This is a genomic window from Acidovorax sp. JHL-3 (genome assembly GCF_000526295.1).
Classification (GTDB): Bacteria; Pseudomonadota; Gammaproteobacteria; order Burkholderiales; family Burkholderiaceae_C; genus Acidovorax; species Acidovorax defluvii.
The window spans coordinates 933,378-960,144 of the sequence record NZ_JAFU01000001.1 but is presented as its reverse complement, the minus strand read 5'-3'; the positions used below and the strand labels follow the sequence as shown (position 1 = coordinate 960,144).

Sequence of the window (26,767 nt, the reverse complement as noted above, 5' to 3'; positions counted from 1 at the left end):
GGATCACTGAAACCCCATAGCCAACGAATCACCCATGTCCGACCGCCATTTCGCCCACTGGCCGCGCATGCTGCCGCGCCACCTCACCGTGCCCGCCACGCACCTCTACCGCAACATCGAAGTCTCGGCCATGCGCTACCCCGACAAGGCGGCGCTGGTGTTCTACGATTCGGTCGTTTCCTACGCCCGCCTGCAGGACGAAACCGAGCGCCTGGCGGCCCACCTGCAGCAGGTGTGCGGCGTGCGCAAGGGCGACCGCGTGCTGCTCTACATGCAGAACAGCCCACAGTTCGTCATCGGCTTCTACGCCATCCTGCGTGCCGACGCGGTGGTCGTGCCGGTGAACCCGATGAACCTCACCGAGGAACTGCGCCATTACGTGAGCGACGCCGGTGCCCGCACCATTGTTGCGCCGCAAGACCTGTTCGCCCAGGTGCGGCCGCTGCTGCGCGAAGGCCTGGCTGCCGCCGCGGCCGATCCCGCCGCGCCCGGCCTGCGCCATGCCGTGGTGGCTGCCTACAGCGACTACGCCACCGCGCCCACCGATCTGCCGGTGCCGACCTTCGTGCATGCGCCGCGCGAGCCTGTCACCGAGCCCGGCGCCATGCCCTGGACGGACGCACTGGCCGCCGGCCTGCGCCCCGCGCCCATACAGGCCGGTCCCGACGACCTGGCCGTGATGCCCTACACCTCGGGCACCACCGGCCACCCCAAGGGCTGCATGCACACGCACCGCAGCGTGATGTACAACACCGTCGCCGGCACGCAGTGGCTGGGCACGCCGCAGGACGCGGTGTCGCTGGTGGTGCTGCCGCTGTTCCACGTGACCGGCATGCAGAACGGCATGAACGGCTCGCTCTACGTGGGCGCCACCATCGTGTTGCTGCCGCGCTGGGACCGCGACGCCGCCGCGCAGCTCATCCAGCGCTACCGCGTCACCGGCACGCAGATGATCGTGACCATGGTGGTGGATCTGCTGTCCAACCCGCGCCTGGCCGAATACGACCTCTCCAGCATCTGCCGCCTGAGCGGCGGCGGCGCGGCCATGCCCGAGGCCGTGGCCACGCGGCTCAAGGAGCTGTGCCGGCTCGACTACATCGAAGGCTATGGCATGTCCGAAACGATTGCGCCCACGCACATCAACCCGCCCGAGCGGCCCATGAAGCAGTGTCTGGGCATCCCGATCTTCGACGTGGACGCCCGCGTGGTCGACCCGGCCACCCTGGCCGAACTGCCCCCGGGCGAGGTGGGCGAAATCATCGTGCACGGCCCGCAGGTCATGCAGGGCTACTGGGGCCAGCCCCAGGCCACCGAAGCCGCCTTTGTCACCCTGGACGGCAAGCGCTTTCTGCGCACCGGCGACCTGGCGCGCACCGACGAGCACGGCTACTTTTACATGGTGGACCGGATCAAGCGCATGATCAATGCCAGCGGCTTCAAGGTGTGGCCGGCCGAGGTGGAAGCGCTGATGTACGCCCACCCCGCCATCCAGGAGGTCTGCGTGATTGCCGCGCGCGACGAGCGCCGCGGCGAGACCGTGAAGGCCGTGGTGGTGCTGCGCGAGGCCTTCAAGGGCCAGGTGAGCGAGCAGGAGATCGTCGACTGGGCGCACGGCCACATGGCAGCCTACAAGAGCCCGCGGATCGTGCAGTTTGCCGACAGCCTGCCCAAATCGGGCACCGGCAAGGTGCAGTGGCGCGCATTGCAGGAGCAGGAGCCTGCGCGCATCGCCGGGTGACCTGCCTCGCACACCATCGCAAATCGCTCTTTTTATAATAGCTGTCAGCGCTTATACATCAAGGGTTGGAGGCCAAAAATGATTGAAACCATGAACCCCGAGGCCCTCGCCCGCCTGCGCTCCGTGCTGCAAACCCATGTAGCCCAGGGCCTGCTGCCCGGCGCCGTGGCCCTGGTGCACCACCGGGGCCGGACCGTGCTGCACGAGGCCGTGGGCCACCAGCGCCCGCCCTCCGCCGAAACGGCAACGCCCGCCATGGCGCCGGACACGGTGTTTCGCATCTACTCGATGACCAAGCCCATCGCCTCGCTGGTGGCGATGATGCTGATGGAAGAAGGCCGCCTGTTGCTGTCGCACCCGGTGGCCCGCTACCTGCCCGCCTTTGCCGCGCAGCAGGTGTACGACCCGGCCACGGGCGCCACAACCCCCGCCCCGCGCGAGGCCACCGTGCACGACCTGCTGCGCCACACCGCCGGCCTGAGCTACGCCTGGGACCTGGGCACCGTACCCGACGCCTACCGCGCCGCGCGCATCGGCTCGCGCCGCCACAACAACACCCAACTGGCGGCCGCACTCGGCCCGCTGCCGCTGGTACACGCCCCCGGCAGCTGCTGGGAATACAGCCGCGCCACCGATGTGCTGGGCGCCGTGCTGGAGGTGATCGAGGGCGAGCCGCTGGGGGCCATCCTGCAGCGGCGCGTGTTCGGCCCGCTGGGCATGCACGACACCGGTTTTTCGGTGCCCGCAGCGCAGCAGCACCGCCTGGCCGAGCCCTTTGCACTCGACCCGCAGACCGGCCTGAAGGTGGCGCTGATCGACGTGACCGCCCCGCCCGTGTTCGAGTCGGCCGGCGGCGGGCTGGTGTCCACCGCCCGCGACTACGCGCGCTTTCTGCAGCTGATGCTGGGCCGGGGCACCGCACCGGGCCCGCACGGCCCCGTGCGCCTGCTAGGCGGCGCCACGGTGGATTTCATGACGGCCGACCACCTGGGCTCCCTGCCCGTGGCGGGCGACATCCTGCCCACCGGCCACGGCTTTGGCCTGGGCGTGGCCGTGCGCACAGCATCCGGCCTGGCCACGCGCCCGGGCTCGGCCGGGCAGTACAGCTGGAGCGGCCTCGGGGGCACCTTCTTCTTCGTGGACCCGGCCGAAGACCTGTTTGCCATCATCCTCACCCAGGCCCCAGGGCAGTTGCGCTACCTTTGCGAGCTGTACCCGGCCCTCGTGTACGCCGCCCTCTGAAAAAAGGCCCGCCATCTTGCGATGGCGGGCCTTGTGTTCTCGCGCCTGGCTTACTTGGCCAGATCGCTCAGTCGGATCTCGCGGATCTTGCCGTTTTCAACCACGGCCACGCGGGTGTTGGCCGTCGAGCCGCCGCGTTCGTTCACGCCGTTGATGTCGTGCGGGTTGTGCGCATCGGGCAGGGCCTTGAACGCCTTGTCCAGGTTGGCGCGAATGGCCGCTGCATCGCTGGTGCTGCCGGCCATCTTCATGGCCAGCGCAGTGGCGTGCACGGCAGAGTAGTTCAGCGACACCTCCGAGCTCGGGTCGCGGCCCGGGTTGAGCTTGCGGAAGCGCTCCACAAAGGCCTTGGTCACGGCCGTGCTGTCTTCCACCACCGGCAGCACGCCAATGGAGCCTTCCAGCGGACCATAGCCGCCGGTGATCTTGCCGATCTCGTCCATCTTGGCCTGGTCGATGATGACGAAGCCGCCCTTGAAGCCCAGCTCGCGCGCCTGCTTGACCACCAGGCCCGTGGGCTCGGAGGCGCCGCCGATGAACAGCACATCGGGCTTGGACGCCAGCACGCGGCTCACGCCGCTGTAGAAGTCGGTGGCACGGTTGTACGACATCGGGTTTTCGGCCACGACCTTGCCGCCGGCCGCTTCCCAGGCGGGCTTGAACGCTGCCGTCCAGGCCTTGGCGTAGTCGTGGTCGGCATTGGCCACGGCCACGTTCTTGCCGTATTTGCCCATGGCGTGGCTCACGAAAGGCTTGATGTAGGAAGTGAACTCGGGCGGAATGCGCAGCGTGAGCTTGTTGCCCTTCTCGGTGATCTGCGGCACGCTGGTGTACGACAGCAGCAGCACCTTTTGCTGCTCATTGATGGCCTGCACGGCAAAGCTGCCGCCCGAGTGCGGCACCAGCACGGCGGCGGCCTTGTGCTCCTGCACCAGGCGCTGGGTGTTGATGGCGGTCTCGGACGGGTTGTACTTGTCGTCCAGGGCGACGACCTCCAGCTTCACTTTCTGGCCCGCCACTTCCAGCCCGGCATCGTTGATTTCCTTGATGGCCATTTCCATGCCGCTGAGCACGTTTTTGCCATACAGCGCGGCGCCGCCGCTCAGGGGGCCGGAGTAGCCGATCTTTACGACCTGCTGGGCCATGGCCGGGGCAACGCCCAGCAGCGTGGCGGCGAAGGTGCTGGCGCACAGGCGAAGAATGGTCTTGCGTTTCATGCTGTCTCCTAGTGGTGGAAAGAAAGGGGAAATCAGGCTCCGATGTAGGCCTTGCGGACCGCTTCGTTGTTCATGAGGCTCTCGCGGTCGCCTTCCATGACGATGCGGCCGCTCTCGATGACGTAGGCACGGTGCGCGATCTTCAGTGCGGCAAACGCGTTCTGCTCGGCCAGCAGCACCGTGGTGCCGGCCTGGTTGATGCGCTGGATGACCTCGAAGGTCTGCTTGATGACCAGCGGCGCCAGGCCCAGCGAGGGCTCGTCGAGCAGCAGCACCTTGGGTCGGCCCATCAGCGCGCGGCCGATGGCCACCATCTGCTGCTGGCCGCCGCTGAGCGAGCCGGCCGGGTCGTCCTTTTTCTGGTCGAGGATGGGGAACAGCGCCATCACTTCCTCAAGCCGCTGCCGGTTGACGGCGCCGTCGCCGCGGTGCACGTAGGCGCCGAGCATCAGATTCTTGAGCACCGACATGCCGGGGAACAGCTTGCGCCCCTCGGGGCACTGCACCACGCCGTTGGCCACGATTTGCGAGGGCTTCATGCCCACCAGACTCTTGTCGCCATAGCGGATGCTGCCGCCCGCTGCCTTGTGGATGCCGCTGATGGTGAGAAAGATAGAGCTTTTGCCGGCGCCGTTGGCACCCAGCAGCACCACCAGTTCGCCCTGGCCGGCGTGCAGGCTCACGCCGTTGAGGGCGGTGAAGCTGCCGTAGTTCAGCGAAACGTTCTCAAGCGTCAGCATGCTCGCTCCCCAGGTAGGCATCGATCACGGCCGGGTTGGCGCGGATCTCGGCGGGCGTGCCTTCGGCGATTTTTTCGCCGTAGCTGAGCACGAGAATCTTGTCGGCCAGGCTCATGATCATGTTCATCTTGTGTTCGATCAGGCAAACGGTCAGGCCGCTTTGCACCATCTTGCGGATGAGGTCGGCCAGGCCCTGGGTTTCATCGGGGTTCACGCCGCCGGCGGGCTCATCGAGCAGCAGCAGGCGCGGGCCGGTGGACAGGGCCAGCGCAAAGGCCACACGCTTGCGCTCTTCCTGCGAGATGTCGCCCGCCATGCGGTTTTCGAGGTGCGAGAGGCCGACGAAGTTCAGCGCGTCGCGCGCTTTTTCGCGGCAGATGCGCTCTTCCTCGCGCAGCAGGCTGGAGCCGCGCAGCACGTCCAGCAGGCCCGATTTGGTGCGCAGGCGGTGGCCGACGATGAGGTTGTCGAGCACCGAGGCCATGTCGAACAGCGCCGTGGTCTGGAAAGTGCGTGCCACGCCCAGGTGCGCCACCTGGTCGGTGCGCAACGAGGTCACGTCACGGCCTTCGAGCGTGATGGTGCCCGAGGTGGGGCGGTGCACGCCGCTGATGAGGTTGAAGAACGTCGTCTTGCCGGCGCCGTTGGGGCCGATGATGGCGTTGATCTTGCCGGTCTCGATGGTGGTGCTGACGTTGTTGACCGCCGCCAGCCCGCCAAAGCGCTTGGTGAGATGTTCAATCTTGAGCATGCTGGCCTCCCTGTGCGGCGCGGCGCGCACGCCAGCCCAGATAAGTGCCCACGATGCCGTGCGGGACAAAAATCACCAGCAGCACCAGGATGGGCCCGAAAACGAGGAAACGATACTCTTGCAAAAACTGCAGGTACTGCGTGAGCCAGGGCATGGCCAGCGCGCCCAGCAGCGGCCCCAGCAGGGTGCCCAGGCCACCGATGATCATGTACATGGTCATGTCAAAGGTGTGCTCGACACCGGCCACACCGGGGCCAATGAAGCGCACATAGCCCGCATACAGGCCGCCCGCCATACCCGCATAAAAAACCGACAGCATGAAAGCCAGCGTCTTGTTGCGCATGAGGTTGATGCCCAGCGACTCGGCCAGTTCATCGCTGTTGCGGATGGCCATGAAGGTGCGGCCCAGCAGCGAGTTGACGATGCGGCGCATGGCCCACAACCCAACCACCAGCCAGAAGAACACCAGGTAGTACAGCGCCAGCGGCGTGTCGAAGCGGATCGCGCCAATCGGTTCGGGCGCCGGGATGCCCATGATGCCCACGGTACCGTGCGTCAGCCCTTCCCACTTTTCGATCACCAGAAACATGATGTAACCCACGCACAGCGTGAAGATCGAGAAGTAGTGCCCCTTGAGCCGCAGCGACAGGATGCCGATGAAGTAGCCCAGGAACGCCGTGACCACGCCCGACAGCGCAAAGGCGCCCCAGAACGACCAGCCGTGGTCCACCGTGAGGATGCCCACGGTGTAGGCCCCCACGGCCATGAAGCCCGCGTGCGCCAGGTTGAACTGCCCGGTATAGCCGGTGATGAGGTTCAGCCCGATGGTGGCAATGGCGAAGATATAGGCCGTGCCCATCACCGTGAGGTGGTAGTCGTTGCCCGTGAACAGCGGAAACAGCAGGCCCGCGGCCAGCAGCAGGGCCCAGCCCAGTTTGCCTTGGAGATAAGCCATGGTCAGCGCACTCCCTTGGTGAACAGGCCCTGCGGGCGCAGCGACAAAATAAACACCAGCAGCATGAAAGCGATGATGTCTTTGTAGTCGGTGGAGATGTAGAAGGCGCCAAAGCTCTCGGCAAAGCCGATGATCAGGCCGCCCACAATGGCACCCGGCACGCTGCCCATGCCGCCCAGGATGATGATGACGAAGGCCTTGGTGATCACCAGGTGCCCCATGGCCGGGTACACGAGGTTGATGGGCGCATACAGCGTGGCCGCCACGGCGGCAAGCACGCCCGAGATGGCGAAGGTGAGCATGGCCACGCGGTTAGCGTCAATGCCCACCAGTGAAGCGCCATCGCGGTTCTGCGCCATGGCGATGATGGTCGAGCCCATCACCGTCTTCTTCAGGAACAGGTGCAGCACCACCATCAGCGTGAACGCGGCGCCGATGATCAGCAGGCGCTGCACCGGCGCCGTAACGCCCGCCAGCTCGATGATGCCGTTGTAGGGCGTCTGCATGCGGTGGAAGTCGGCGCCCCAGATGGCCTGCGCGGCAGCCTCCAGAAACAGCAGCACGCCGATGGCCGCGATCATGGGGTGCAGGCCCGAGGCGTTGCGCAGCGGGTGGAACACCAGCCGCTCGGCCAGCACCGCGATCAAGGCCACGCACAGGGCGGAGCCCCCCATGGCCAGCCAGTAGTTCCAGCCCCAGGCCGACATGAGGTGGAAAGACGCGAAAGCGCCGAACATGTAGAAGGCGCCGTGGGCAAAGTTGGGCACGTGCAGGATGCCGTACACCAGCGTCAGGCCCAGGGCCACCAGGCCATAGATACCGCCCAGCGTCAGGCCGTTGAGCACCTGTTGCAAAAACATTTCCATCACCTGACCCTCCTGGCGGTGGAATGGGCAGGGCACCAGGCCCGCCCATCATGCTGCGGCGACCTTGCCCTGCGGGCATCTGGCCCCAAGTCCGGGAGTTTCTGCATCATCTGGCTCCTGAAGGTTGTCCGGGCGTTACGCGCCGGATTTTGAGGTGAGTGCCGACACAGCTTAGCGCGCGACATACGTGGCCAGAGGATGAATTCTGCATTGCGGAACGACTGCAGGGTAAACACCCATGAACGAACGGCACTTGGAGTCGCACAGATGACTTTTGGCAGCTGTTACTGATTTTTGCATCCGTCTTTCGGGTCCCGCCCCGCAACCAGCAGGCGCCTACATTCCGTATTGCAGAATCCCGAATGGCACGTCAGCCGCCTATGCCAAGCGCACGGGCACGTTCGGATTTGCAGCGATCACCGCTATCGGTTTGCGGTGCGTTTCAGTTGTGGTTTCAGCGCCTGCCAGTCGAGAACGACCTGTGATGTTCCAAACCCGGGACTGGTTTTGTGGTCATTTGCGCGCCATCGGCCACGGCAAGGACGTGATCATCCGCGGCGGCGACAACATTCCGGTGGTCTAGGTCGAATCGCTGCTCTGCCGCCACCCGGCCAACGCCATGGCCGCCATCGTGGCCTACCCCCGACGAGCGCCTGGGCGAGCGCGTCTGCGCCGTGGTGGCGCCCAAGCCCGGGCAAGCCATTGTCCCGCCACGACTGGTGCAGATTCTGAAAGACCAGAAGACTGCCGAGCAGTACATCCCCGAGCGCCTGATCGCGCACGATGCGATGCCCTCCACACCGTCTGGAACGATCAAGAAGTTCAAGCATGCGCGACATGCTGCGCGAAGAAAGCCTGCAGCCACCATCACCCCCCGGCAATCGGGCTTCAGACCAGCTGAAATCCCTTGCCCTGCAAACGCACGGGTGCGCCTTCGGGCACAGGTTGCGCGCGCGTGAAGCGGCGCACCGAGCCATCGTCCATGCGAACGCGCACCTCGTACACCGTCTGGGTGCGGGTGCGCTGCTCTACCGTGTGGCCCACGTAACCGCCGCCCACAGCGCCCAGCACCGTGGCGGCTGTGCGGCCCGAGCCCTTGCCCACCTGGTTGCCCACTACCGCGCCCAGCACGCCACCAGCTACCGCGCCCACGCCCGTGGCGGGGGCTGCGTGCTGCACGGCCTGCACCGATTCAATGCGGCCGCAAACCGCACACACCGGGGCCCGGGCCATTTCATGGCGCGCATCCCGCCCGGGGGCTTCGTCGTACCGCGACTGCTGCGGCGCTTGCGGGTAAACGCGGGCGGCAGCCCGTTGCACCGGCGCTGGGGCAAGCGCCCGGCTTGCTCCGTATTCAGGAGCTGCTTGCGCACGCTGGTTAAGCGCTACAGGCCTTTTTTCATCAATTATTTCTGACTCTGGCGTGCGCGGCGCAGGCGACGCCAGGGCCTCGCGTTCGGACACCGCGCCCGGGCGCTGCTGCGCCACCAGGGTTGCGCCCAGCGCCAGCACGCACAGGCCCAGCGCGGCAATTGCCGCCCACAGCCATTTCAGTGGAACGCCTGCCGGGGTTGTGGCCAAGGGTGCGCTGGGCACCGCAGAGGGGGTTGGTTGCATGGTTGTTGCCTTTCTCGACAGATCGAAACGTTCGTCTGCAACACGGGTCGCAGGTCTGCCTTGAAGTTACACACTGCGCTGCTCGGAACGCGCACCACCCATGTAAGCGGGGGTAAGAACCTTCAGCAATCTCTCATTGCGGCGCGGTGGGACCCAGCGCTTCTTCGTAGGCACGCGCGCACCCGGCAGAAAACAGCAGCACCGCCGACGAGAAATAGATCCACATCAGCAGCACCACCAGCGACCCCGCCGCCCCGTAGGCCGAAACCACCGCCGCAGTCGACAGATAGACCGCCAGCACATGCCGCCCCGCCGTGAACAGCGAGGCCCCCATGAACGCACCCAGCCACAGATACCGCAGCCGGGGCTTGGGGCCCGCACTCATGCGCATCAGGCCCACAAATAGGGCCGCGCACACGGCAAACGAGGTGGCTTCGTTGAGCACCCGCAGCAGTGGAGCGATGGGCAACCAGTTGCCTGCCCAGCCCGTGAACAGGTTCAGCAGCGTCGAGACGGCCAGCGACACCAGCAGAAGAAAGCCAAACGCCAGCACATAGGCCACGCCGCGCAGGCGCAGCGAAGCACCGTGCCACCACGGCAGCGGGGGCACCTCATCGTGCCCGTGGGTCCACAGCCGCTGCAGCGCAGACTGCAGCTCGCCAAACACCCCGGTGGCGCCAAACAGCAGCACCAAAAAGCCCAGCAACGAGGCCAGCAACCCCTGCGAGGGCTCCTGGGCGCTGCTCAGGGCCTGGCGAATCACCGCCGCACCCTGCTCGCCCACGATGGTGCCAATCTGCGCAATCAACCCCTGCTGCAGGCTGTCGCGGTCCAGCCACCAACCCAGCCCGGCCACCAGCAGCACCAGCAAAGGCGCCAGGCTCAAGATGCCGTAAAACGACATCGCCGCGCTCATGCGGGCGCCGTCGGCATCTGCCCACAACCACACCGCCCGCCGCACGGGAAGCAGCATACGGACGCGGTGCACCACCGCCAGCGCGGGCTTGTCATCTTGAGGGGCATTCATGCGCGCAAGCCTACAGGCATACGGCCTGGTTGCCCATCAGACAGACAGGGAAGCCGGGGTAGTCCACCTCCCACAGCAACGCCTGCCCGGTGGGCTGCAGCGGTGCCGGGCTGCGCTGCGCTTCAAGGCGCTGAACAAGGCACGGCGTAACGCACGGGCGACCGCACCCCGGGGCACCACCGTACACTCGGCCTGAAGTTGGGCAGTCAAGAAAACAGGACACCATTTATGCAGATTCGCTGCGCACTCGTCGGCATGCCCGGCTCGGGCAAATCCACCGTCGGCCGGCAGCTGGCCCACCGGGCCGGGGTGCCGTTCATTGACCTGGACCATTGGCTGGAAAAGACCATTGGCACCACCATCCGCAGCTTCTTCGAGACGGAAGGCGAGGCACGCTTTCGCGACCTTGAGGCGCAGGCGCTGGCCGAAGTCACGCAGCAGCCCGGCGGCATGGTGCTGTCCACCGGCGGCGGCGCCGTGCTGCGCCCCGAAAACCGCGAGGTGCTGCGCCAGTTTGGCAACGTGCTGTATCTGCGCGCATCGCCTGAAGAAATCTTCAAACGCGTCAAGCACGACAAAACGCGCCCCCTGCTGCAGGGCGGCAACCCCATGGGAAAGCTGCGCGACCTGTACGCCCAACGCGACCCCCTGTACCGGGAAACCGCGCACTACGTCATCGAGACAGGGCGGCCGTCGGTGAGCACGCTGGTCAACATGGTGATGATGCAGCTGGAGATGGCGCAAAGCGCTGTGGTGGCTGCGCCATCCACCCCCGGCACCGAGCAGCCCTCTGACACCGCCCCCTGAAACGAAAAAAGGGGGCCCAAGCCCCCTTGGTGCGATCACCGCACCGGAACGATACAGGTTCTCACGCTTGTTTTTGCTTGCGGCGCGATGCAGCCGCCGCACCCGCCAGGGCCAGGCCCAGCAGGGCCAGGGAGCCCGGCTCGGGAACCTGAATGGACTCCACCTTCACCACCATGTCCTGGAAGTCATTGTCGGTGCCGTCTTCAAAGGCAAAAATCCAGTTGGTCGATGTGCCGCCCTGGAACGCCAGAAAATCGGTGACTCCGCCCTGGTTCAGGCTGTCAATGGAATAGGCGATTTTTCCCGCACCTGTGGCGAAATAAAAGCCGAAGCTGTCGGGATTGATCAGCGCGTTGGAGAAGAGGCCGCAATTGACCTGTGTGCCGCACGCGCTCTGGAAGGTGGGGCCAGCGGAAATGATCATCCGGCCATCGCCGATCCCGATGCCGACGGCACTTTGCTGCAGTGTGTTGGGCGCACCTACCGCACCGCCAAAGAACAGGTCAACGGTGTAAATGCTGGAGGTATCGGTACCAAACCACATGCCAAATTTCTGGCTGGCAGCGCCGCCGGTCTGTTCGATGATCAGCGTAGGAATGGTGGTGGCCGAACCCGTCGCAGAGCCCCACAGGCCTGCCGCGCTCTGGTTGTTGGCCGCGCTCACCGCGCCGGTGCCAAACACGCTGTTCAAAACGGTTTGCAGTGATTGCTCGCCTGCAGGGGTGGCACCAAGAACCACGGGGCGCACGTTGGTGTTGACAATCGGCACCGCATGAACAGCTGCAGAAATGAACATGCCGACGACGATGGCTGCAACGGTTTTGAACTTCATGGCCTGAACCCCTTGTATGTAACCACTGAAAACTGCGGTTTCAACTTACAAAAGCACACACCATGCCACCCAATGAAATCAATGACTTAGGCGAAAATTTGCCTCGAATCGTAAAAATATCCGACGCCATTTACCCCTTTGGCCCCGCCCCCATTCACGAACGAAAGCCCCGCATGCGGGGCTTTCGAATTTTCATAGAAAACGGCCTCTAGCGCTTTAGCAGCAAGCGCCATTAGCTATTATTTAAATAGCATCACAAATTTGGGGCCAGCAGCCTTGCCAGCACCGCCTCGTCCATCCCACGGCGCAGGGCCATGTCGTGCACCTGGTCTTCGCCGATCTTGCCGACATTGAAGTACACCGCGTCGGGGTGACCCAGGTAAAAGCCGCTCACGCTGGCGGCGGGGGTCATGGCCAGGCTCTCGGTGAGGGACATGCCGATCTCATGGCACTGCAGCTGCTGGAACAGGGCGGTTTTAGCGCTGTGGTCGGGGCAGGCCGGGTAGCCGGGCGCGGGGCGGATGCCGACGTATTTCTCGGCGACCATGTCGTCGCTGGTGAGGGCCTCGCCAGCGGCATAGCCCCACAGGTCGGTGCGCACGCGATGGTGCAGGCATTCGGCAAAGGCCTCGGCCAGACGGTCGGCCAGGCTTTTGAACAGGATGGCCGAGTAGTCGTCCAGCGCGTCGATGAAGGCTTTTTCCTTCTTCTCGATCCCTAAGCCCGCCGTGACGGCAAACATGCCGGCGTAGTCGGCGATGCCACTGCTTTTGGGAGCCACAAAATCGGCCAGGCAGCGGCTGGGACGCGTCACGCCGTCGATCACATGCTTTTCGGTCTGCTGGCGCAGGCCATGCCAGGTCATGGCGACTTCGGTGCGGGTGTCGTCGGTGTAGAACTCGATGTCGTCGTCGTTCACGCTGTTGGCGGGCAGCAGCGCCATCACCCCGCTGGCGGTGAGCCAGCGGCCTTCGATGATTTTCTTGAGCATGGCCTGGCCGTCGGCAAACACGCGCGAGGCCTCCACGCCCACCACCTCGTCGGTCAGGATGGCGGGGTACGGGCCGGCCAGGTCCCAGGTCTGGAAGAACGGGCCCCAGTCGATGTATCTGGCCAGTTCGGTCAGGTCGAAGTTCTTGAACACGCGGCGCCCCAGGGCGCGCGGCACGGCGGGCTGGTAGGCCGACCAGTTCACGGGCGTCTTGTTGGCGCGCGCCTTGGCCAGTGGCCACAGGGGCGTGGCCTTTTTGTTGGCGTGCTGGGTGCGCACCTTGTCGTAGTCGGCGTTGATCTCTGCCACATAACTTTCGACGCTGTCGCCCAGCAGGCTTTGCGCCACGCTCACGCTGCGCGAGGCATCGGGCACATAGACCACGGGGCCTTCGTAGTGCGGCGCAATCTTGACGGCCGTGTGCACGCGCGAGCAGGTGGCGCCGCCAATCAGCAGCGGAATCTTCTTGATGCGAAAGTGCTCGTCTTTCTGCATCTCGCCGGCCACATACTGCATCTCTTCAAGGCTGGGCGTGATGAGGCCCGAGAGCCCCACGATGTCGGCGCCCTCGACCTTGGCGCGCGCCAGAATCTCGTGGCAGGGCACCATCACGCCCATGTTCACCACCTCGAAGTTGTTGCACTGCAAGACCACGGTGACGATGTTCTTGCCGATGTCGTGCACATCGCCCTTCACCGTGGCGATGATGATCTTGCCCTTGGTCTTGACGTCGCCCCCAGCGGCTTCGAGCTGGCGCTTTTCTTCCTCGATGTAGGGCAGCAGGTGCGCCACGGCCAGCTTCATCACGCGGGCGCTTTTCACCACCTGGGGCAAGAACATCTTGCCGGCGCCAAACAGGTCGCCCACCACATTCATGCCGTCCATGAGCGGGCCTTCAATCACATGCAGCGGGCGCCCACCCTTGGCCAGGATGGCGCGGTAGGCCTCTTCGGTGTCTTCGGTGATGAAGTCGGTGATGCCGTGCACCAGCGCGTGCGACAGGCGCTCGCCCACGGTCCTGGGGTGCTCGGGTGTGCCGCGCCATTCGAGTCGCTTGCTTTCGTCCTTGGCACCGCTCTTGGCGGTTTCGGCAATCTCGACCAGGCGCTCACCGGCGTCGGGGCGGCGGTTGAGCACCACGTCTTCCACGCGCTCGCGCAGCACGGGTTCCAGGTCGTCGTACACGCCCACCATGCCCGCGTTGACGATGCCCATGTCCATGCCCGCCTGGATGGCGTGGTACAGGAACACGGTGTGGATGGCTTCGCGCACCGGGTCGTTGCCGCGAAAGGAAAAGCTCACGTTGCTCACGCCGCCCGAGACCTTGGCGCCCGGCAGGTTCTGCTTGATCCAGCGCGTGGCGTTGATGAAATCGACCGCGTAGTTGTTGTGCTCTTCAATGCCGGTGGCCACGGCGAAGATGTTGGGGTCGAAGATGATGTCTTCGGGCGGGAAACCCACCTCGTCGACCAGGATGCGGTAGGCGCGCTCGCAGATTTCGATCTTGCGCTCGTAGGTGTCGGCCTGGCCTTTTTCGTCAAACGCCATCACCACGGCAGCGGCGCCATAGCGGCGCACCAGGCGCGCCTCGTGCCGGAACTTTTCCTCGCCCTCTTTCATGGAAATCGAGTTGACGATGCCCTTGCCCTGGATGCAGCGCAGCCCGGCCTCGATCACCTCCCACTTGGAGCTGTCCACCATGATGGGCACGCGGGCGATGTCGGGCTCGGAGGCGATCAGCTGCAGAAAGCGCACCATGGCGGCCTTGCTGTCGAGCATGGCCTCGTCCATGTTGATGTCGATGACCTGCGCGCCGTTTTCGACCTGCTGGCGCGCCACGGCCAGGGCCTCTTCGTACTGGCCATTGAGGATCATGCGGGCAAACGCCTTGGAGCCGGTGACGTTGGTGCGCTCGCCAATGTTGACGAACAAGGCGCCCTCGCCAATGGACACCGGCTCCAGGCCGGACAGCTTCATGGGGGGCAACGAAATAGCAGACATAGGGCTCACCTGTGCAGAAACAGCGGAATAACAGGTGAGCGTCGTTGCGAAGAAAAGGCCCCAAGCCTGACGGTGCCACCGTTCATCCGGTGGGCCGCTGCAACGCTCCTTGGGAGCCGGCAATTTTACGTGCAGCCCGGCCGCTCGTGCAGGGGGCCGCCGCGAGGGCGTTTCGCGCGACGGCCAGCCCGGGCGGGCCATCGCACCGAATTTAGATTAAAACCGGCTGAAAGCCTTTTGCAGAAAGCGCCAGCAGCTATGCTAAAGATAGCGACCGATTCCGACACCGGAGCAGGGGGTTTACGCGGCGCCCTGTGCCGAAGCAGGCAGCCCAAACACGCGGTCAAACGCCCAGTTGAAGACAAAGGTGTAGCAAAGAAAGAAGACGATGAGCGCAAGGTCCATCACAAAGGCCTCCCACAGGCTCACCTTGAACCACCAGGCAAACAGCGGCACCAGCGTGAAGACCAGCCCGCCCTCGAACCCGATGGCGTGCGCCACCCGGCGCGCCACGCTGCGCCCGCGCACTGTCTGGCGCGACTCCCAGCGCTCAAAGGCCCAGTTGAACACTACGTTCCACAGCACGGCAATGGCCGACGCGGCCACTGCCACCACACTGGAGTGCCCTGCGCCCTGCCCGGAGAGCTGCGCCAGCCCCGCCGTGGCCACCGCGATGGCGATCAGTTCATACAAGGTGACATAAAGCACGCGGCGCCACGGGCCCTGCAGCCCTCGGGCAGGGGTCTGGGGGGCGGCGGGAGAAGTCTGGGTGAAAGGCATGGGGCGACTTTATGTGTGTATTGCTGATATATAAAGTCAGCTTATTTCAGTTTTTTTGATAATTGCGGCCATGGCTTTTTCTTCTGACAGCGTGCAGGTGTTTTTGGCGGTGCTGGACCGGGGTTCGTTTTCGGCGGCCGCGCGCGCGCTTTCGCGGGTGCCGTCGGCCGTGAGCATGACCATTGCGCACCTGGAGGCCGAGCTCAATGTGCAGCTTTTCGACCGCAGCGGGCGCGAGCCCCGCCCCACCGCCGCCGCCCGCGCGCTGGAGCCCCAGGCTCGGCTGCTGGCCGGGCAGCTGCAGCAGCTCAACGCCCAGGCGCTGGCCCTCACCCAAGGGTTGGAAGAGCGGCTGACGCTGGCCATTGCCCCCGAGCTGCTGGCCGCCCGCTGGACGGGGCCGCTGGCTGCGTTGGCATCGGAATACCCGCTGCTGCAGGCAGAGGTGCTGGCCGCGCCGCAGGTGGATGCGCTGGCGCTGCTGCACAGCGGGCGGGCGCAGCTGGCGCTGGTGTTCGAGCGCCCCAGCATCGACGGGCGCGAGGGTTTTCAGGAGGTGGGCAGCGAAACCCTGGTGGCCGTGATGGCCAGCCAGCACCCGGTGCTGGCCGCCGCGCGCGCTGCCGCAGCCGCCCGGGGCGAGGCACCCGAGCAGGCCCAATTGCGCGAGGAACACCTCACCACCACGCGCCAGATCGTGGTGGCCAGCCGCGACCTGGCGCAGACCGACCCCCGCTTTGTGTTTGCCCGCCACCACTGGCGCACCGACAACCACCTGGCCGCGCTGGGCCTGATCGAAGCCGGGCTGGGCTGGGGCTGGCAGCCGCGTGCGCTGGTGCAACCGCGCATCGCCGCCGGGTCGCTGGTGGAGATGCCGTTTGAAAACCTCAGCAACGGCGTGGCGCTGTGGGTCGACGTGGTGTGGTCCAAAGAGCGCCCGCTGGGCCTGGGCGCAAGGCGCTTCGTGCAGCTGATTGCGCAGCAGGGTGCATCGGGTGATGCAGCATGAATATTGATGAAAAATGGCTCTTCTAGCGAATGCTAGTGATGAGTCTTTAACCGCCCCGCTGCGCCCCCATCTCCAAAGCATGACGCTCGTGCGTCAGCCTCAGGAGAAGGCCATGCGACAGCAACAGATGACGCGTTTGATCCACAGCCTGCCCCAGCTGACGCACCACCAGCGCCAACAACTGGCAAGCTCCCTGCAGGCGCTGCTCGATCACAGTCAGTCCATCGCCGTTGTAGAAACACACAACTGCGCCCCCCGAGCCTGTCCGCACTGCAGCAACTCCTTGCTCGTCAAGAACGGCTCAGCCAACGGGCTGCAACGCTTCAAGTGCCGCCAGTGCGCACGCACGTTCAATGCATTGACAGGTACACCGCTTGCGCGGCTGCATCTGCGAGACAAGTGGATGGGCCAGGCACAGGCCCTGGGCGAAGGGCTCTCGCTCAACCAGGTCGCCCAGCGTCTGGGCGTGGCGCAAAGCACGGCCTTTCGGTGGCGCCACCGCTTTCTTGCCTGCCCCAAGAGCGTGCAGGCACGCCAGCTTGTGGGCATCGCCGAGGCCGATGAGTCCTACTTCCTGGCCTCCTGCAAGGGACACAGAGGGTTGCTGCGCCGTCCTCGCCGGCGCGGCGGTAAGGCGCTGGCTGGCTGCAAGGGTTCGGAGTACACCCCGGTGCTGATGGCGCGAGACCGAGCCGGAGCAACGGCCAACCTCATCCTGCAGACGAACATGGCGGTGAGTGTGCAAGCGGCGCTCAAGCCTTTGCTGGCGCCGGACACCATCCTGTGCACCGATGGCAGCATCACGCTGGCCAGCGCCGCGCGGGCACTGGGCGTGCAGCACCAGGCGGTGAACGTAAGCCGGGGCAACCGCGTGAGAGGCCCCTGGCATGTGCAAAACGTCAATGCCTATGTCAGCAGGCTGCGCGGGTGGATGCAGCGCTTCAAGGGCGTTGCGACGAAATACCTCGACTCGTACCTGGGCTGGTTCAGGATGTTGGACCGATCAGGCCCCATGGGGCCGCAGCCCGCGCAGGTGCTGGAGGCGGCCATGGGAAATCAAGGCGTCACTAGTATTCGCTAGAAGAGCCTGAAAAATGGCTGTAGCGCTTATCTAGCAAGCGCATGAAGCTATAAACAATATAGCAATCACCATAGTGTCTTTGCGGAAAGCGCGCATTGACCCACCCGCCACATTGCGCCAAGCTGTCAGCCCAACCCCAAGAAAAACAACCATGAGCAAATCTCCCTTTCAAAGCAACAACAAAGGCCTGGCCAAGCGCTGGGCCGAATGGCAGCCTCGCCCGGCCAATGGCTCCGGCCCCAGGCCGGTCTCTCTGAAGGATTTCGATCCCGGTGCCACGCCGTTCATGGACGGCGAAAAGGCACAGGGCAAAGAAGACGTGCAGGCCCTGGCCATTGAACTCGACACGCTGCAGAACCTGCTGTATGCCGACCGGCGCTACAAGCTGCTGGTGCTGCTGCAGGGCACCGACGCTTCGGGCAAGGACGGCACCGTGCGCGGTGTGTTTGGCAGCATGAGCGCCCTCGGTGTGCACGCCGTGGGCTGGAAGGCGCCCACCGAGCCCGAACGCGCGCACGACTACCTGTGGCGCATCCACCAGCGGGTGCCCGGTGCTGGCGAGCTGACGGTGTTCAACCGCAGCCACTACGAAGACGTACTGGTGCCGGTGGTCAACGACTGGATCACGCCCGAGCAGCACCGCCAGCGCCTGGCACACATCAACGACTTTGAACGCATGCTCAGCGAGACCGGCACCGTCATCGTGAAGTTCATGCTGCACATCAGCTACGAAGAGCAGCGCGAGCGCCTGCAAGAGCGCCTGGACGACCCCGCCAAGCACTGGAAGTTCGACATGGGCGACATCGCCGTGCGCAAGCAGTGGGCCGATTACCAGAAGGCCTACGAAACGCTGCTGTCGGCCACGCACACCCCCTGGGCACCCTGGACCATCGTGCCATCCAACTCCAAAACCCACCGCAACCTGATGATTGCCACCGTGTTGCGCGAGGTGCTGCAGAACCTGGACTTGAAGTACCCGCCCGGCGACCCGGCGCTGGAGCATTTCACGGTGGAGTGACCGGGCTTAACACCATAAATGGCCAAAGTCCAATACTGGCAATCGCTTGCAGCTATGTTTTAGTGAGCAAATAGGACAACACCGGTGCGTTGGCGAATTATGCAAACCACGCATAACTCCGTAACACTCCGGCCTTGGACAGTTGGGCGGGGCAGGCATAAGCTTGCTGGCTTGACCACATCCCACAAGGAACCCCCGCCATGACGCTTTCCACCGGAACGCCCGGCAGCATCGCCACTGCACACACCCTGCCGTCGTACCTCGACGCCAACCACCTCGGTCCCTGGGGCAACTACCTGCAGCAGGTGGATCGCGTCACGCCGTATCTGGGCCACCTCTCGCGCTGGGTGGAAACGCTCAAGCGCCCCAAGCGCATCCTGATCGTGGACGTGCCGATAGAGCTGGACAACGGCACCATCGCCCACTTCGAGGGCTACCGTGTGCAGCACAACCTCAGCCGCGGCCCCGGCAAGGGCGGCGTGCGCTTTCACCAGGACGTGACGCTGTCCGAAGTGATGGCGCTGTCGGCCTGGATGTCGGTGAAAAACGCGGCTGTCAACGTGCCCTACGGCGGCGCCAAAGGCGGCATCCGGGTCGATCCCAAGAAGCTCTCGATGGGTGAGCTGGAGCGCCTGACGCGCCGCTACACCAGCGAGATCGGGTTGCTGATCGGCCCGTCCAAGGACATTCCCGCGCCGGATGTGAACACCAACGGCCAGATCATGGCCTGGATGATGGACACCTATTCCATGAACACCGGCGCCACCGCCACCGGGGTGGTCACCGGCAAGCCGGTGGACCTGGGTGGCTCGCTGGGCCGCGTCGAGGCCACCGGCCGCGGCGTGTACACCGTGGGCGTTGAGGCCGCCCGGCTGACCGGCCTGCCGATCGAAGGCGCCCGCCTGGCCGTGCAGGGCTTTGGCAACGTAGGCGGTACCGCGGGCAAGCTGTTTGCCGAAGCCGGCGCCAAGGTGGTGGCCGTGCAGGACCACACCGGCACCATCTACAACGGCAACGGCCTCGATGTGCCCGCCCTGCTGGCCCATGTGAAGGCGAGCGGCGGCGTGGGCGGCTTTGCCGGCGCCGACGCCCTGGCCCATGAGGACTTCTGGGGGGTCGACTGTGAGATCCTGATCCCGGCGGCGCTGGAAGGCCAGATCACCAAGGACAACGCGGGCCAGATCAAGGCCAAGATGGTGATTGAAGGCGCCAACGGCCCCACCACGACCGAGGCCGACGACATCCTGCACGACAAGGGCGTGCTGGTGCTGCCCGATGTGATCGCCAACGCTGGCGGCGTGACGGTGAGCTACTTTGAGTGGGTGCAGGATTTCTCCAGCTTCTTCTGGAGCGAGGACGAGATCAACGCGCGCCTGGTGCGCATCATGCAAGAGGCCTTTGCGGGCATCTGGCAGGTGGCCCAGGAGCACAAGGTGAGCCTGCGCACCGCCACCTTCATCGTGGCCTGCCAGCGCATCCTGCACGCGCGCGAGATGCGCGGTTTGTACCCCTGAAAAAAACAGTCTTCGCAAGACCAGGCTGCCCAATGGGCAGCCTTTTTTCTGCTTGTCCAGACCAGTGCACCTGGTTTCGCGTCCAGAAAGCCGGGCTTTGCCATTGGCAAAGCGAACCGCTCCAAAACCCTAGGCGCGGATCAAGGCCTCGCGGCTATGGTTAACCCTCTGCTCTCAGGACCTCGCCGAGGTCGGAGCGTTCAAGAGGAACCACCCATGATTTTGCGGCGCTGCATCCTGGTCGCCCTGAGCACCCTGCCTTTGGTCACCTGGGCGGCATGGCCCGAGCGGCCCATCACCATCGTCGTGCCCGCCGCAGCCGGCGGCACCACCGACATCGCGGCGCGCGTGCTGGCCGAGAAGATGAGCAAGGACCTCGGCACCCCCATCGTGGTGGAGAACAAGGGCGGGGGCGGCGGCAGCATCGGCACCGGCCAGGTGGCGCGCGCCAAGCCCGACGGCTACACCGTGCTGATGGGCAACATCGGCCCGGTGGCGATCAACTTCAGCCTTTACAAGCAGCTCAGCTACAAGGAGAGCGACCTGCGCGGCATCACCAACGTGATCTCGGTGCCCAACATTCTGGTGGTGCATGCCGACTCGCCCGTGCGCAGCGCGCAGGAGCTGGTGGGCCTGGCGAAGACGCGTCGGCTGAACGTATCCACCTCGGGCGTGGGCCAGTCGCCCCACATGTCCTCGGAAATGTTCCGCCAGAAGGCCGGCATCGACGTGACCCTGGTGCCTTTCCCCGGAGCGGCCCCGGCCGTGACGGCGCTGCTCGGGCAGCAGGTGGATTTCATGATCGACAACCTGCCGAGCTCGATGCCGCACATCAAGGCCGGCAAGTTCCGTGCGCTGGCCATCACCAGCGGCGCGCGCTCGGCGCAACTGCCTGATGTGCCGACGATGACTGAAGTCGGTGTGCCCATGCAGGTCACGGCCTGGTTCGGCCTGCTCGCGCCGGCCGGCACGCCCGACGCGGTGGTCGAGCGCCTGCAGCAGTCCGCGCGCAAGGCCATGCAGACACCCGACGTGCGCCAGCGCTTCGCCGAGCTTGGCGGCGTGCCCGGCGGCGAGACGCCGGCCGAGTACGACGCCTTCATCGCCCAGGAGCGCAAGAGCTGGGCCCAGATCGTCAAGGCGGCGGGTCTGTCCCTCGAATAACCCGACCAGGACCAGCCCGCGCACGTCCTGCCTTCCACCCTGCTTCCCCGATTCCATGCACCACGACATCGAACACCTGCTGGCCAAGCCCTTCGGCTCGCTGCCCGAGCTGATTGCGCAGCAGGCCGCGCACCGCCCCCGCCATACCGCCCTGGTCCTTGGCGCACAGAGCCTCGACTACGCCGCGCTGCGCGCGGGCATGGACCGGGTGGCCCGCAGCCTGCAGCAGGACGGCTTCGGCCCTGGCGATGTGGTGGCGATCTGCGCCGGCACCTCGGTCGAGTATGTGCTGGCCTTTCTCGGCGCGCTGCGCGCTGGCGTGGCGGTGGCACCGCTAGCGCCGTCGTCCACGGCCGAACATCTGAGCGCGATGCTGGATAACTGCGGCGCGCGCCTGGTGCTGCGCGACCGCGAGGTCGCCGCGCAATGGCCGCTGCACGCGGGCGCGGCACTGCGCTGCGTAGCCCTGGACGATGCGGCCGAGGCGGGCGAACCCTGGTCCCGATGGCTGCCCCCCGGAGATGCGGCGCCTGCGCCCATTGCGCCCGAGCCCGAATGGGCGTTCAACGTGATCTATTCCTCGGGCACCACGGGCATGCCCAAAGGCATCGTGCAGTCCTGGGCCATGCGCTGGGCGCATGTGCGACGTGCCGTCTCCAATGGCTACGGGCCCGATGCCGTCTCGCTGTGCGCCACGCCGCTGTATTCCAACACCACGCTGGTCGCGGCACTGCCCACGCTGGCGCTGGGCGGCACGCTGGTGCTGATGCGCAAGTTTGACGCTGCGCAGTACCTGGCGCTGGCACAGCAGCACGGCGCCACGCACACCATGCTGGTGCCCGTGCAGTACCAGCGCCTGATGGCCTGCCCCGACTTTGACCGCGCTGACCTGAGCCGGCTGCAGCACAAGTTCTGCACCAGCGCGCCGTTCAGTGCCGCCCTCAAGGCTGAAGTACTGCAGCGCTGGCCGGGCCGGCTCATCGAGTACTACGGAATGACCGAGGGCGGCGTACGCTGCGAGCTGCACTGCCACGATCACCCCGACAAGCTGCACACCGTGGGCCGCCCCGGCGAGGGCGCCGACATCCGCTTCATCGACGAACAGGGGCGCGAGCTGCCGCCCGGCGAGCAGGGCGAGATTGTCGGCCGCTCGGCCGGCATGATGAGCGGCTACTACCGCCTGCCCGACAAGACGCGCGAGGCCGAGTGGTTTGACAGCGAAGGCCGGCGCTACATCCGCAGCGGTGACGTGGGCCGGCTGGATGCGGACGGCTTCATCGTGCTCGGCGACCGCAAGAAGGACATGATCATCACGGGCGGCTTCAACGTCTATCCAAGCGACATCGAAAGCGTGCTGTCGCAGCACCCCGCCGTGGCCGAATGCGCGGTGATCGGCGTGCCCAGCGAGCAATGGGGTGAGACCCCCGTGGCCTACGTGGTGGCGCGGCCCGGCACGCAGTCCACCGCCGAGGAACTGCGCGACTGGCTCAACGCCCGCGTGGGCAAGACCCAGCGCGTGGCTGCTGTGCAGCTGGCAGAACGCCTGCCACGCAGCGAGATCGGCAAGGTGCTCAAGCGCCAGCTGCGCGAGCAGTATGTGCAGGCTGCCCCTACGGTCGATTGACTTTTTTATCCACAACGATCAGGAGACCGCTATGCCCTTGCCTACTTCCTCGCGGCTGCGCCGCGCCATGCTCGCCAGCCTGGCGCTGGGCGCCACCGCCCTGCTGATGCCCGCCGCACAGGCCGCGGACCCCTGGCCCGCCAAGCCGATCCAGCTCGTGATTCCCTACCCGCCCGGTGGCAGCGCCGACCTGCTGGGCCGGCCGCTGGCCGTGCAGCTGCAGCAACAGCTGGGACAGCCGGTGGTGCTGGAATACAAACCCGGCGCCGGCGGCACGCTGGCCACGCAATACCTGGCGCGCGCCAAGCCCGACGGCTACACGGTGCTCATGGTGCTGGCCGCCCATGCCATCAACGACAGCCTCTACCCCAAGCTGCCCTACGACACACGCAAGGACTTCGCGCCCGTGTCGCTGGTGGCCAACCTGCCGATGGTCGTGGCGGCCAGCGGCAAGCTGCCCGCGAAGAACATGCAGGAGCTGATCCAGGCCGCCAAGGCCGCCCCGGGCAAGCTCACCTTTGGCTCGGCCGGCAATGGCAACACCGGGCATCTTGCTGCCGAATATTTCAGCAGCATCGCCGGGGTCAAGATGACGCATGTGCCCTACAAGGGCAGCGCCGGCGTGGTCAATGCCATGCTGGCCGGCGACATCGACCTGACCTTCGACAGCATCTCCACCTCCATGCCGCACATCCGCGGCGGGCGCATGCATGCGCTGGCCGTCACCAGCCCCCAGCGGTCGGCGCTGGCGCCCGAGGTGGCGACGGTGCAAGAACAGGGCATCGCCGGATTTGACGTGACCGGCTGGTACGCGTTGATCGCGCCGGCCGGCACGCCGCCCGAAGTCACCCAGCGCCTGAGCCGCGAGATCGCCACCGCGCTGCGCCAGCCCCAGCTGCAGGCGCAGCTGGCCGCCGGCGGCTACGAGCCCGTGGGCTCCACGCCCGAGGCGCTGCAGGCGCACATCGAGCGCGAGATCACGCGCTGGGCCGCCGTGGTCAAGTCCACGGGCGCAAAAGTGGATTGACACCCTCCTGAGCCGCTACGCGGCTTCTCCCCGCTCTCGGCTTCGCCGGGCATGGGGCGCAGCCAGCGCGGCGGGGCGGCCCTTGCGCAGCTGCCCGCGCCGGGGCCGTGCCATGCGGGCCCGCCATGAACAACTGACAATCCACGCCATGCAACACCAGTCCACTGATCACGACAACATCCCCGCCAGCCCCTTCGCTGGCGAAGCCCCCGACATGTTCTTTGGCCTGCCCATGGCCATGGCACGCGCCATGGCACTGCGCGGCGAGCGCATCGGCAACGACATGGCCCAGGTGCGCATGGGCTTCCAGGCGAACCAGGCCAACAGCCGCGGCGAAGTGCATGGTGGCGCCATCGCCACCTTGCTCGATTGCACCCTGGCGGCGGCTGCGCGCGCACACGACCCCGCCGCCCATGGCGTGGCCACCATCGACCTGACGCTGCATTACGTCGCGGCGGGCAGCGGTGACCTGATCGCCACCGCGCGTTGCGAGCGGCGCGGCCGCTCCATCAGCTTTGCCCGTGGTGAAGTGCGCGCCGAGGACGGCACTCTGGTGGCCATGGCCACCGGCAGCTTCAAGCTGATCGCCCGCGCGCCGGCACCCGCAAAGGCGTAAGCCGTTCAGGTCGGCTGCACGCCGGCGGCCTGCAGCAGGCGGCCCCAGACCGGCGCTTCCTGCGCCCACAGCCGGGCGAATTTCTCGGGGGTATCGTCATCCACCGGCACAAAGCCTGCGGCGATGATGCGTGCCATGCCCTCACGGCTGGCCACGGCGTGGTTAGCGGTCTGCGCCCATTGCCGGGCCACGTCGGCCGGCATACCCTTGGGGCCCGCGATCGCCAGCCAGCCGACGAGTGACAGGGCGTCCTGCGGGTAGCCCGCCTCGGCAAAGGTGGGAACGTCGGGCAGCAGCGGCACGCGGCGCGGGCCGGTCACCGCCAGCGCGCGCAGCTTGCCAGCATCGATGTGTGACTTGAGCGACAGCAGGCTGCCCATGCCGATCTTGACCTGCCCGCCCAACAGGTCCTGCACCATGGGCGCCTCGCCCTTGTAGGCCACATGGGTCATGTCGGCGCTGGCCACCTCGCTGAGCGTGGTGCAGGCCAGCTGACCATGCGAGCCAATGCCGTAGGAGCCGTAGGACAGTTTGCCCTTTTGGGCCTGGATCCAGGCCATGAACTCCTGCAGGTTCTGCGCGGGCGTGTCGGCCGTGACCACCAGTGCAATCGGTGCCAGGCACACGCGCACCAGCGGGGTCAGGTCGGTCAACGGGTCGTAGGGCGTCTTCTTGTACAGGTACTTGCTGGTCAGCATCGACGAGGTGGTACCCAACAGCGCCGTCATGCCGTCGGGCTGTGCCTTGACCACCGCCTCCCCAGCGATCAGCCCGGCCGCGCCCGGCTTGTTGTCGACCACCACCGACTGGCCGAAGCGCTGCCCCATGCGCTCGCCCAGCACACGGGCGATGACGTCGGTGGCACCGCCTGCGGCAAAGGGCACTACCACCCGCAGCGGGCGGGTGGCAAAGGGGGTCCTGGTCTGCGCCTGCGCGCCCAGCGGACCGCCGGCGGCAGCACTGGCCGCCAAAGCCAGCAGCTGGCGCCGGCTCCATCCAGGGGGGTTGGCTTGGTGGGGCATCGTGCTTGTCCTGGTTGGGGTGGTTGGGGTCAGTCCATGGAGATCTTGGCCGCCTCGGCCACGCTCTTCCAGTGGGTGGCGTCCTTGTCGATCTGGGCCTTGAAATCGTCGGGCAGCGAGCCCACGGGAATCAATCCCATATCCGTCAGGCGCTTGTTCAGTTCGGGGGACTTGACGATGGACGCCACCTCGGCGCCCAGCTTGTCCACGATGGCCTTGGGCGTGCTGGCGGGCAGGAACATACCAAACCAGCCATTGGCCTCCAGGCCAGGGTAGCCGGCCTCGGTCATGGTGGGCACCTGTGGCAGCGCGGGATGGCGCTGGGCGCCGGTGATGGCCAGGATGTTGACCTTGTCCGACTTGATGTGCGGATAAGCGGCCGTGGCATCGACGAATGCCAGCGTCAGCTGCCCGCCCAGCAGAGCTGCCATCTCGGGCCCAGAGCCCTGGTAAGGGATATGGGTGATGTCGATGCCGGCCTTTTGCTTGAAGCGCTCGCCATTCATGTGCGACGAGGTGGCGTTGCCGTAGCTGCCAAAGTTGAACGTGCCGGGTGCGGCCTTGGCCTTCTGAATGAACTGCTCCAGCGTGGTCACGCCCGAGCTGCGCGGAACCATCAGCAAGTCGGCCGACTTGGCGACCTGCGACACCGGGGCCAGATCACTGAGCTTGTAGGGCACCTTCTTGTACAGCGCGGGGATCTGCACCACGGTGGTGATGCCCATGAGCACGGTGTAGCCATCGCCGGGCGCCTTGGCCACGGTGTCATTGCCCAGGATGCCGCTGGCGCCGGGCTTGTTTTCCACCACCACGGCCTGCCCCCAGCGCTGGCCCAGTTGCGTGCCGATCAGGCGGGCGATGGTGTCGGTGCCGCCCCCGGCGGGGTAGGGCACGATGAGTCGAATGGGTTTGTTGGGGTAGCTGTCTTGCGCCTGTGCGCCGCCCATGCCGCAGGCTGCGGTCAGTGCGATCAGAGGTAGAAGCTGGACGAGGGTCTTGCGCCGGGTAAATGCCATGGTGATGTCTCCTTGGGTTGGTGTGGTTCGGTGATGTGTTGCCGACGGTCCGTCAAAAACCGGCGCAACCCATCGGCGGGACGCCGAGCAAGGGCCGCCCCGCAGTGAGGGC

23 protein-coding genes and 1 riboswitch are annotated in these 26,767 nt (G+C 65.9%); of the genes, 11 read left to right on the top strand and 12 right to left on the bottom strand.

Features of this window, described 5'->3' with window-relative positions; genetic code table 11:
- The first annotated feature begins 34 nt into the window (after positions 1 to 34).
- Positions 35 to 1,738, top strand: coding sequence for a long-chain fatty acid--CoA ligase (locus tag K226_RS0104370; protein WP_024813649.1), 1,704 nt, complete (start codon positions 35 to 37; stop codon positions 1,736 to 1,738).
- 90 nt (positions 1,739 to 1,828) lie between these two features.
- Positions 1,829 to 2,980, top strand: a complete 1,152-nt coding sequence (locus K226_RS0104365) for a serine hydrolase (RefSeq protein WP_024813648.1) — start codon at positions 1,829 to 1,831, stop codon at positions 2,978 to 2,980.
- Positions 2,981 to 3,030: 50 nt separating this feature from the next.
- Here K226_RS0104365 and K226_RS0104360 read toward each other — a convergent pair whose 3' ends face one another.
- From K226_RS0104360 to K226_RS0104330, 7 genes are all read right to left on the bottom strand, one after another.
- Entirely contained in the window at positions 3,031 to 4,197 is a 1,167-nt protein-coding gene (locus tag K226_RS0104360) for an ABC transporter substrate-binding protein (RefSeq protein WP_024813647.1), read from the bottom strand.
- A gap of 32 nt (positions 4,198 to 4,229) precedes the next feature.
- Entirely contained in the window at positions 4,230 to 4,937 is a 708-nt protein-coding gene (locus tag K226_RS18665) for an ABC transporter ATP-binding protein (RefSeq protein WP_035241361.1), read from the bottom strand.
- Positions 4,924 to 5,688, bottom strand: a complete 765-nt coding sequence (locus K226_RS0104350) for an ABC transporter ATP-binding protein (protein ID WP_024813646.1) — start codon at positions 5,686 to 5,688, stop codon at positions 4,924 to 4,926. Before K226_RS0104350 ends, K226_RS18665 begins: the two co-directional genes overlap by 14 nt.
- Positions 5,675 to 6,643, bottom strand: coding sequence for a branched-chain amino acid ABC transporter permease (locus tag K226_RS0104345; RefSeq protein WP_024813645.1), 969 nt, complete (start codon positions 6,641 to 6,643; stop codon positions 5,675 to 5,677). The genes K226_RS0104350 and K226_RS0104345 overlap by 14 nt, the downstream gene beginning before the upstream one ends.
- A gap of 2 nt (positions 6,644 to 6,645) precedes the next feature.
- Positions 6,646 to 7,509 carry a branched-chain amino acid ABC transporter permease gene (locus K226_RS0104340; RefSeq protein WP_024813644.1) on the bottom strand — a complete coding sequence of 288 codons (864 nt, stop codon included), beginning with the start codon at positions 7,507 to 7,509 and terminating at the stop codon, positions 6,646 to 6,648.
- Between the two features lie 888 nt (positions 7,510 to 8,397).
- Positions 8,398 to 9,126, bottom strand: a complete 729-nt coding sequence (locus tag K226_RS18660) for a glycine zipper 2TM domain-containing protein (protein ID WP_155886495.1) — start codon at positions 9,124 to 9,126, stop codon at positions 8,398 to 8,400.
- A 133-nt stretch (positions 9,127 to 9,259) separates the two neighbouring features.
- Positions 9,260 to 10,153, bottom strand: a complete 894-nt coding sequence (locus K226_RS0104330) for a YihY/virulence factor BrkB family protein (RefSeq protein WP_024813643.1) — start codon at positions 10,151 to 10,153, stop codon at positions 9,260 to 9,262.
- Positions 10,154 to 10,381: 228 nt separating this feature from the next.
- Between K226_RS0104330 and K226_RS0104325 the strand changes: the two genes are divergently transcribed.
- Complete coding sequence (locus K226_RS0104325; RefSeq protein ID WP_024813642.1) at positions 10,382 to 10,960, top strand: shikimate kinase; 579 nt, start codon at positions 10,382 to 10,384, stop codon at positions 10,958 to 10,960.
- A gap of 61 nt (positions 10,961 to 11,021) precedes the next feature.
- Here K226_RS0104325 and K226_RS19275 read toward each other — a convergent pair whose 3' ends face one another.
- From K226_RS19275 to K226_RS0104310, 3 genes are all read right to left on the bottom strand, one after another.
- Complete coding sequence (locus K226_RS19275) at positions 11,022 to 11,792, bottom strand: PEP-CTERM sorting domain-containing protein (RefSeq protein WP_024813641.1); 771 nt, start codon at positions 11,790 to 11,792, stop codon at positions 11,022 to 11,024.
- 253 nt (positions 11,793 to 12,045) lie between these two features.
- Positions 12,046 to 14,784: a methionine synthase gene (gene metH, locus K226_RS0104315; RefSeq protein WP_024813640.1), complete on the bottom strand. Its 2,739-nt coding sequence runs from the start codon at positions 14,782 to 14,784 to the stop codon at positions 12,046 to 12,048.
- Between the two features lie 29 nt (positions 14,785 to 14,813).
- A riboswitch (S-adenosyl-L-homocysteine riboswitch) is annotated at positions 14,814 to 14,901 on the bottom strand.
- Between the two features lie 183 nt (positions 14,902 to 15,084).
- Entirely contained in the window at positions 15,085 to 15,564 is a 480-nt protein-coding gene (locus tag K226_RS0104310) for a PACE efflux transporter (RefSeq protein ID WP_024813639.1), read from the bottom strand.
- A gap of 70 nt (positions 15,565 to 15,634) precedes the next feature.
- Here K226_RS0104310 and K226_RS0104305 point away from each other — a divergent pair, with 70 nt between their 5' ends.
- The 8 genes from K226_RS0104305 to K226_RS0104270 all read left to right on the top strand — a co-directional run bounded on the left by K226_RS0104305 (position 15,635) and on the right by K226_RS0104270 (position 24,617).
- Entirely contained in the window at positions 15,635 to 16,573 is a 939-nt protein-coding gene (locus K226_RS0104305; RefSeq protein WP_024813638.1) for a LysR family transcriptional regulator, read from the top strand.
- A 112-nt stretch (positions 16,574 to 16,685) separates the two neighbouring features.
- Entirely contained in the window at positions 16,686 to 17,654 is a 969-nt protein-coding gene (locus tag K226_RS0104300) for an IS1595 family transposase (RefSeq protein ID WP_024813637.1), read from the top strand.
- A 151-nt stretch (positions 17,655 to 17,805) separates the two neighbouring features.
- The gene (locus K226_RS0104295; RefSeq protein WP_024813636.1) at positions 17,806 to 18,672 is read left to right on the top strand and encodes a phosphate--nucleotide phosphotransferase; all 867 of its coding nucleotides are present in this window, start codon (positions 17,806 to 17,808) and stop codon (positions 18,670 to 18,672) included.
- Positions 18,673 to 18,872: 200 nt separating this feature from the next.
- On the top strand, positions 18,873 to 20,186 hold the full coding sequence (locus K226_RS0104290) for a Glu/Leu/Phe/Val dehydrogenase (protein WP_024813635.1): 1,314 nt from the start codon (positions 18,873 to 18,875) through the stop codon (positions 20,184 to 20,186).
- A 216-nt stretch (positions 20,187 to 20,402) separates the two neighbouring features.
- Positions 20,403 to 21,350 (top strand): tripartite tricarboxylate transporter substrate binding protein, encoded by a 948-nt coding sequence (locus K226_RS0104285; protein ID WP_024813634.1) that lies wholly within the window; start codon positions 20,403 to 20,405, stop codon positions 21,348 to 21,350.
- Between the two features lie 55 nt (positions 21,351 to 21,405).
- A complete protein-coding gene (locus K226_RS0104280) occupies positions 21,406 to 22,974 on the top strand; it encodes a class I adenylate-forming enzyme family protein (RefSeq protein ID WP_024813633.1) in 1,569 nt (522 codons plus the stop codon).
- A 31-nt stretch (positions 22,975 to 23,005) separates the two neighbouring features.
- A complete protein-coding gene (locus K226_RS0104275; RefSeq protein WP_024813632.1) occupies positions 23,006 to 24,001 on the top strand; it encodes a tripartite tricarboxylate transporter substrate binding protein in 996 nt (331 codons plus the stop codon).
- Between the two features lie 148 nt (positions 24,002 to 24,149).
- Positions 24,150 to 24,617, top strand: coding sequence for a PaaI family thioesterase (locus tag K226_RS0104270; RefSeq protein ID WP_024813631.1), 468 nt, complete (start codon positions 24,150 to 24,152; stop codon positions 24,615 to 24,617).
- Between the two features lie 5 nt (positions 24,618 to 24,622).
- Here the strand turns inward: K226_RS0104270 and K226_RS0104265 are convergent, their stop codons facing one another.
- Together K226_RS0104265 and K226_RS0104260 are read right to left on the bottom strand one after the other, a co-directional pair.
- Positions 24,623 to 25,639 (bottom strand): tripartite tricarboxylate transporter substrate binding protein, encoded by a 1,017-nt coding sequence (locus K226_RS0104265; protein WP_024813630.1) that lies wholly within the window; start codon positions 25,637 to 25,639, stop codon positions 24,623 to 24,625.
- A 29-nt stretch (positions 25,640 to 25,668) separates the two neighbouring features.
- Positions 25,669 to 26,655 carry a tripartite tricarboxylate transporter substrate binding protein gene (locus K226_RS0104260; protein WP_024813629.1) on the bottom strand — a complete coding sequence of 329 codons (987 nt, stop codon included), beginning with the start codon at positions 26,653 to 26,655 and terminating at the stop codon, positions 25,669 to 25,671.
- Between the last annotated feature and the right edge of the window lie 112 nt (positions 26,656 to 26,767).

Bases quoted from the DNA above. Each gene is read 5' to 3' on its own strand.
- K226_RS18660 (WP_155886495.1), bottom strand. From the start codon at position 9,126: ATGCAACCAACCCCCTCTGCGGTGCCCAGCGCACCCTTGGCCACAACC.
- K226_RS0104360 (WP_024813647.1), bottom strand. From the start codon at position 4,197: ATGAAACGCAAGACCATTCTTCGCCTGTGCGCCAGCACCTTCGCCGCC.
- K226_RS0104305 (WP_024813638.1), top strand. From the start codon at position 15,635: ATGGCTTTTTCTTCTGACAGCGTGCAGGTGTTTTTGGCGGTGCTGGAC.
- K226_RS19275 (WP_024813641.1), bottom strand. From the start codon at position 11,792: ATGAAGTTCAAAACCGTTGCAGCCATCGTCGTCGGCATGTTCATTTCT.
- K226_RS0104290 (WP_024813635.1), top strand. From the start codon at position 18,873: ATGACGCTTTCCACCGGAACGCCCGGCAGCATCGCCACTGCACACACC.
- K226_RS0104285 (WP_024813634.1), top strand. From the start codon at position 20,403: ATGATTTTGCGGCGCTGCATCCTGGTCGCCCTGAGCACCCTGCCTTTG.
- K226_RS0104280 (WP_024813633.1), top strand. From the start codon at position 21,406: ATGCACCACGACATCGAACACCTGCTGGCCAAGCCCTTCGGCTCGCTG.
- K226_RS0104350 (WP_024813646.1), bottom strand. From the start codon at position 5,688: ATGCTCAAGATTGAACATCTCACCAAGCGCTTTGGCGGGCTGGCGGCG.
- K226_RS0104340 (WP_024813644.1), bottom strand. From the start codon at position 7,509: ATGGAAATGTTTTTGCAACAGGTGCTCAACGGCCTGACGCTGGGCGGT.
- K226_RS0104270 (WP_024813631.1), top strand. From the start codon at position 24,150: ATGCAACACCAGTCCACTGATCACGACAACATCCCCGCCAGCCCCTTC.
- K226_RS0104345 (WP_024813645.1), bottom strand. From the start codon at position 6,643: ATGGCTTATCTCCAAGGCAAACTGGGCTGGGCCCTGCTGCTGGCCGCG.
- metH (WP_024813640.1), bottom strand. From the start codon at position 14,784: ATGTCTGCTATTTCGTTGCCCCCCATGAAGCTGTCCGGCCTGGAGCCG.
- K226_RS0104325 (WP_024813642.1), top strand. From the start codon at position 10,382: ATGCAGATTCGCTGCGCACTCGTCGGCATGCCCGGCTCGGGCAAATCC.
- K226_RS0104265 (WP_024813630.1), bottom strand. From the start codon at position 25,639: ATGCCCCACCAAGCCAACCCCCCTGGATGGAGCCGGCGCCAGCTGCTG.
- K226_RS0104295 (WP_024813636.1), top strand. From the start codon at position 17,806: ATGAGCAAATCTCCCTTTCAAAGCAACAACAAAGGCCTGGCCAAGCGC.
- K226_RS0104260 (WP_024813629.1), bottom strand. From the start codon at position 26,655: ATGGCATTTACCCGGCGCAAGACCCTCGTCCAGCTTCTACCTCTGATC.
- K226_RS0104370 (WP_024813649.1), top strand. From the start codon at position 35: ATGTCCGACCGCCATTTCGCCCACTGGCCGCGCATGCTGCCGCGCCAC.
- K226_RS0104300 (WP_024813637.1), top strand. From the start codon at position 16,686: ATGCGACAGCAACAGATGACGCGTTTGATCCACAGCCTGCCCCAGCTG.
- K226_RS0104275 (WP_024813632.1), top strand. From the start codon at position 23,006: ATGCCCTTGCCTACTTCCTCGCGGCTGCGCCGCGCCATGCTCGCCAGC.
- K226_RS18665 (WP_035241361.1), bottom strand. From the start codon at position 4,937: ATGCTGACGCTTGAGAACGTTTCGCTGAACTACGGCAGCTTCACCGCC.
- K226_RS0104365 (WP_024813648.1), top strand. From the start codon at position 1,829: ATGAACCCCGAGGCCCTCGCCCGCCTGCGCTCCGTGCTGCAAACCCAT.
- K226_RS0104310 (WP_024813639.1), bottom strand. From the start codon at position 15,564: ATGCCTTTCACCCAGACTTCTCCCGCCGCCCCCCAGACCCCTGCCCGA.
- K226_RS0104330 (WP_024813643.1), bottom strand. From the start codon at position 10,153: ATGAATGCCCCTCAAGATGACAAGCCCGCGCTGGCGGTGGTGCACCGC.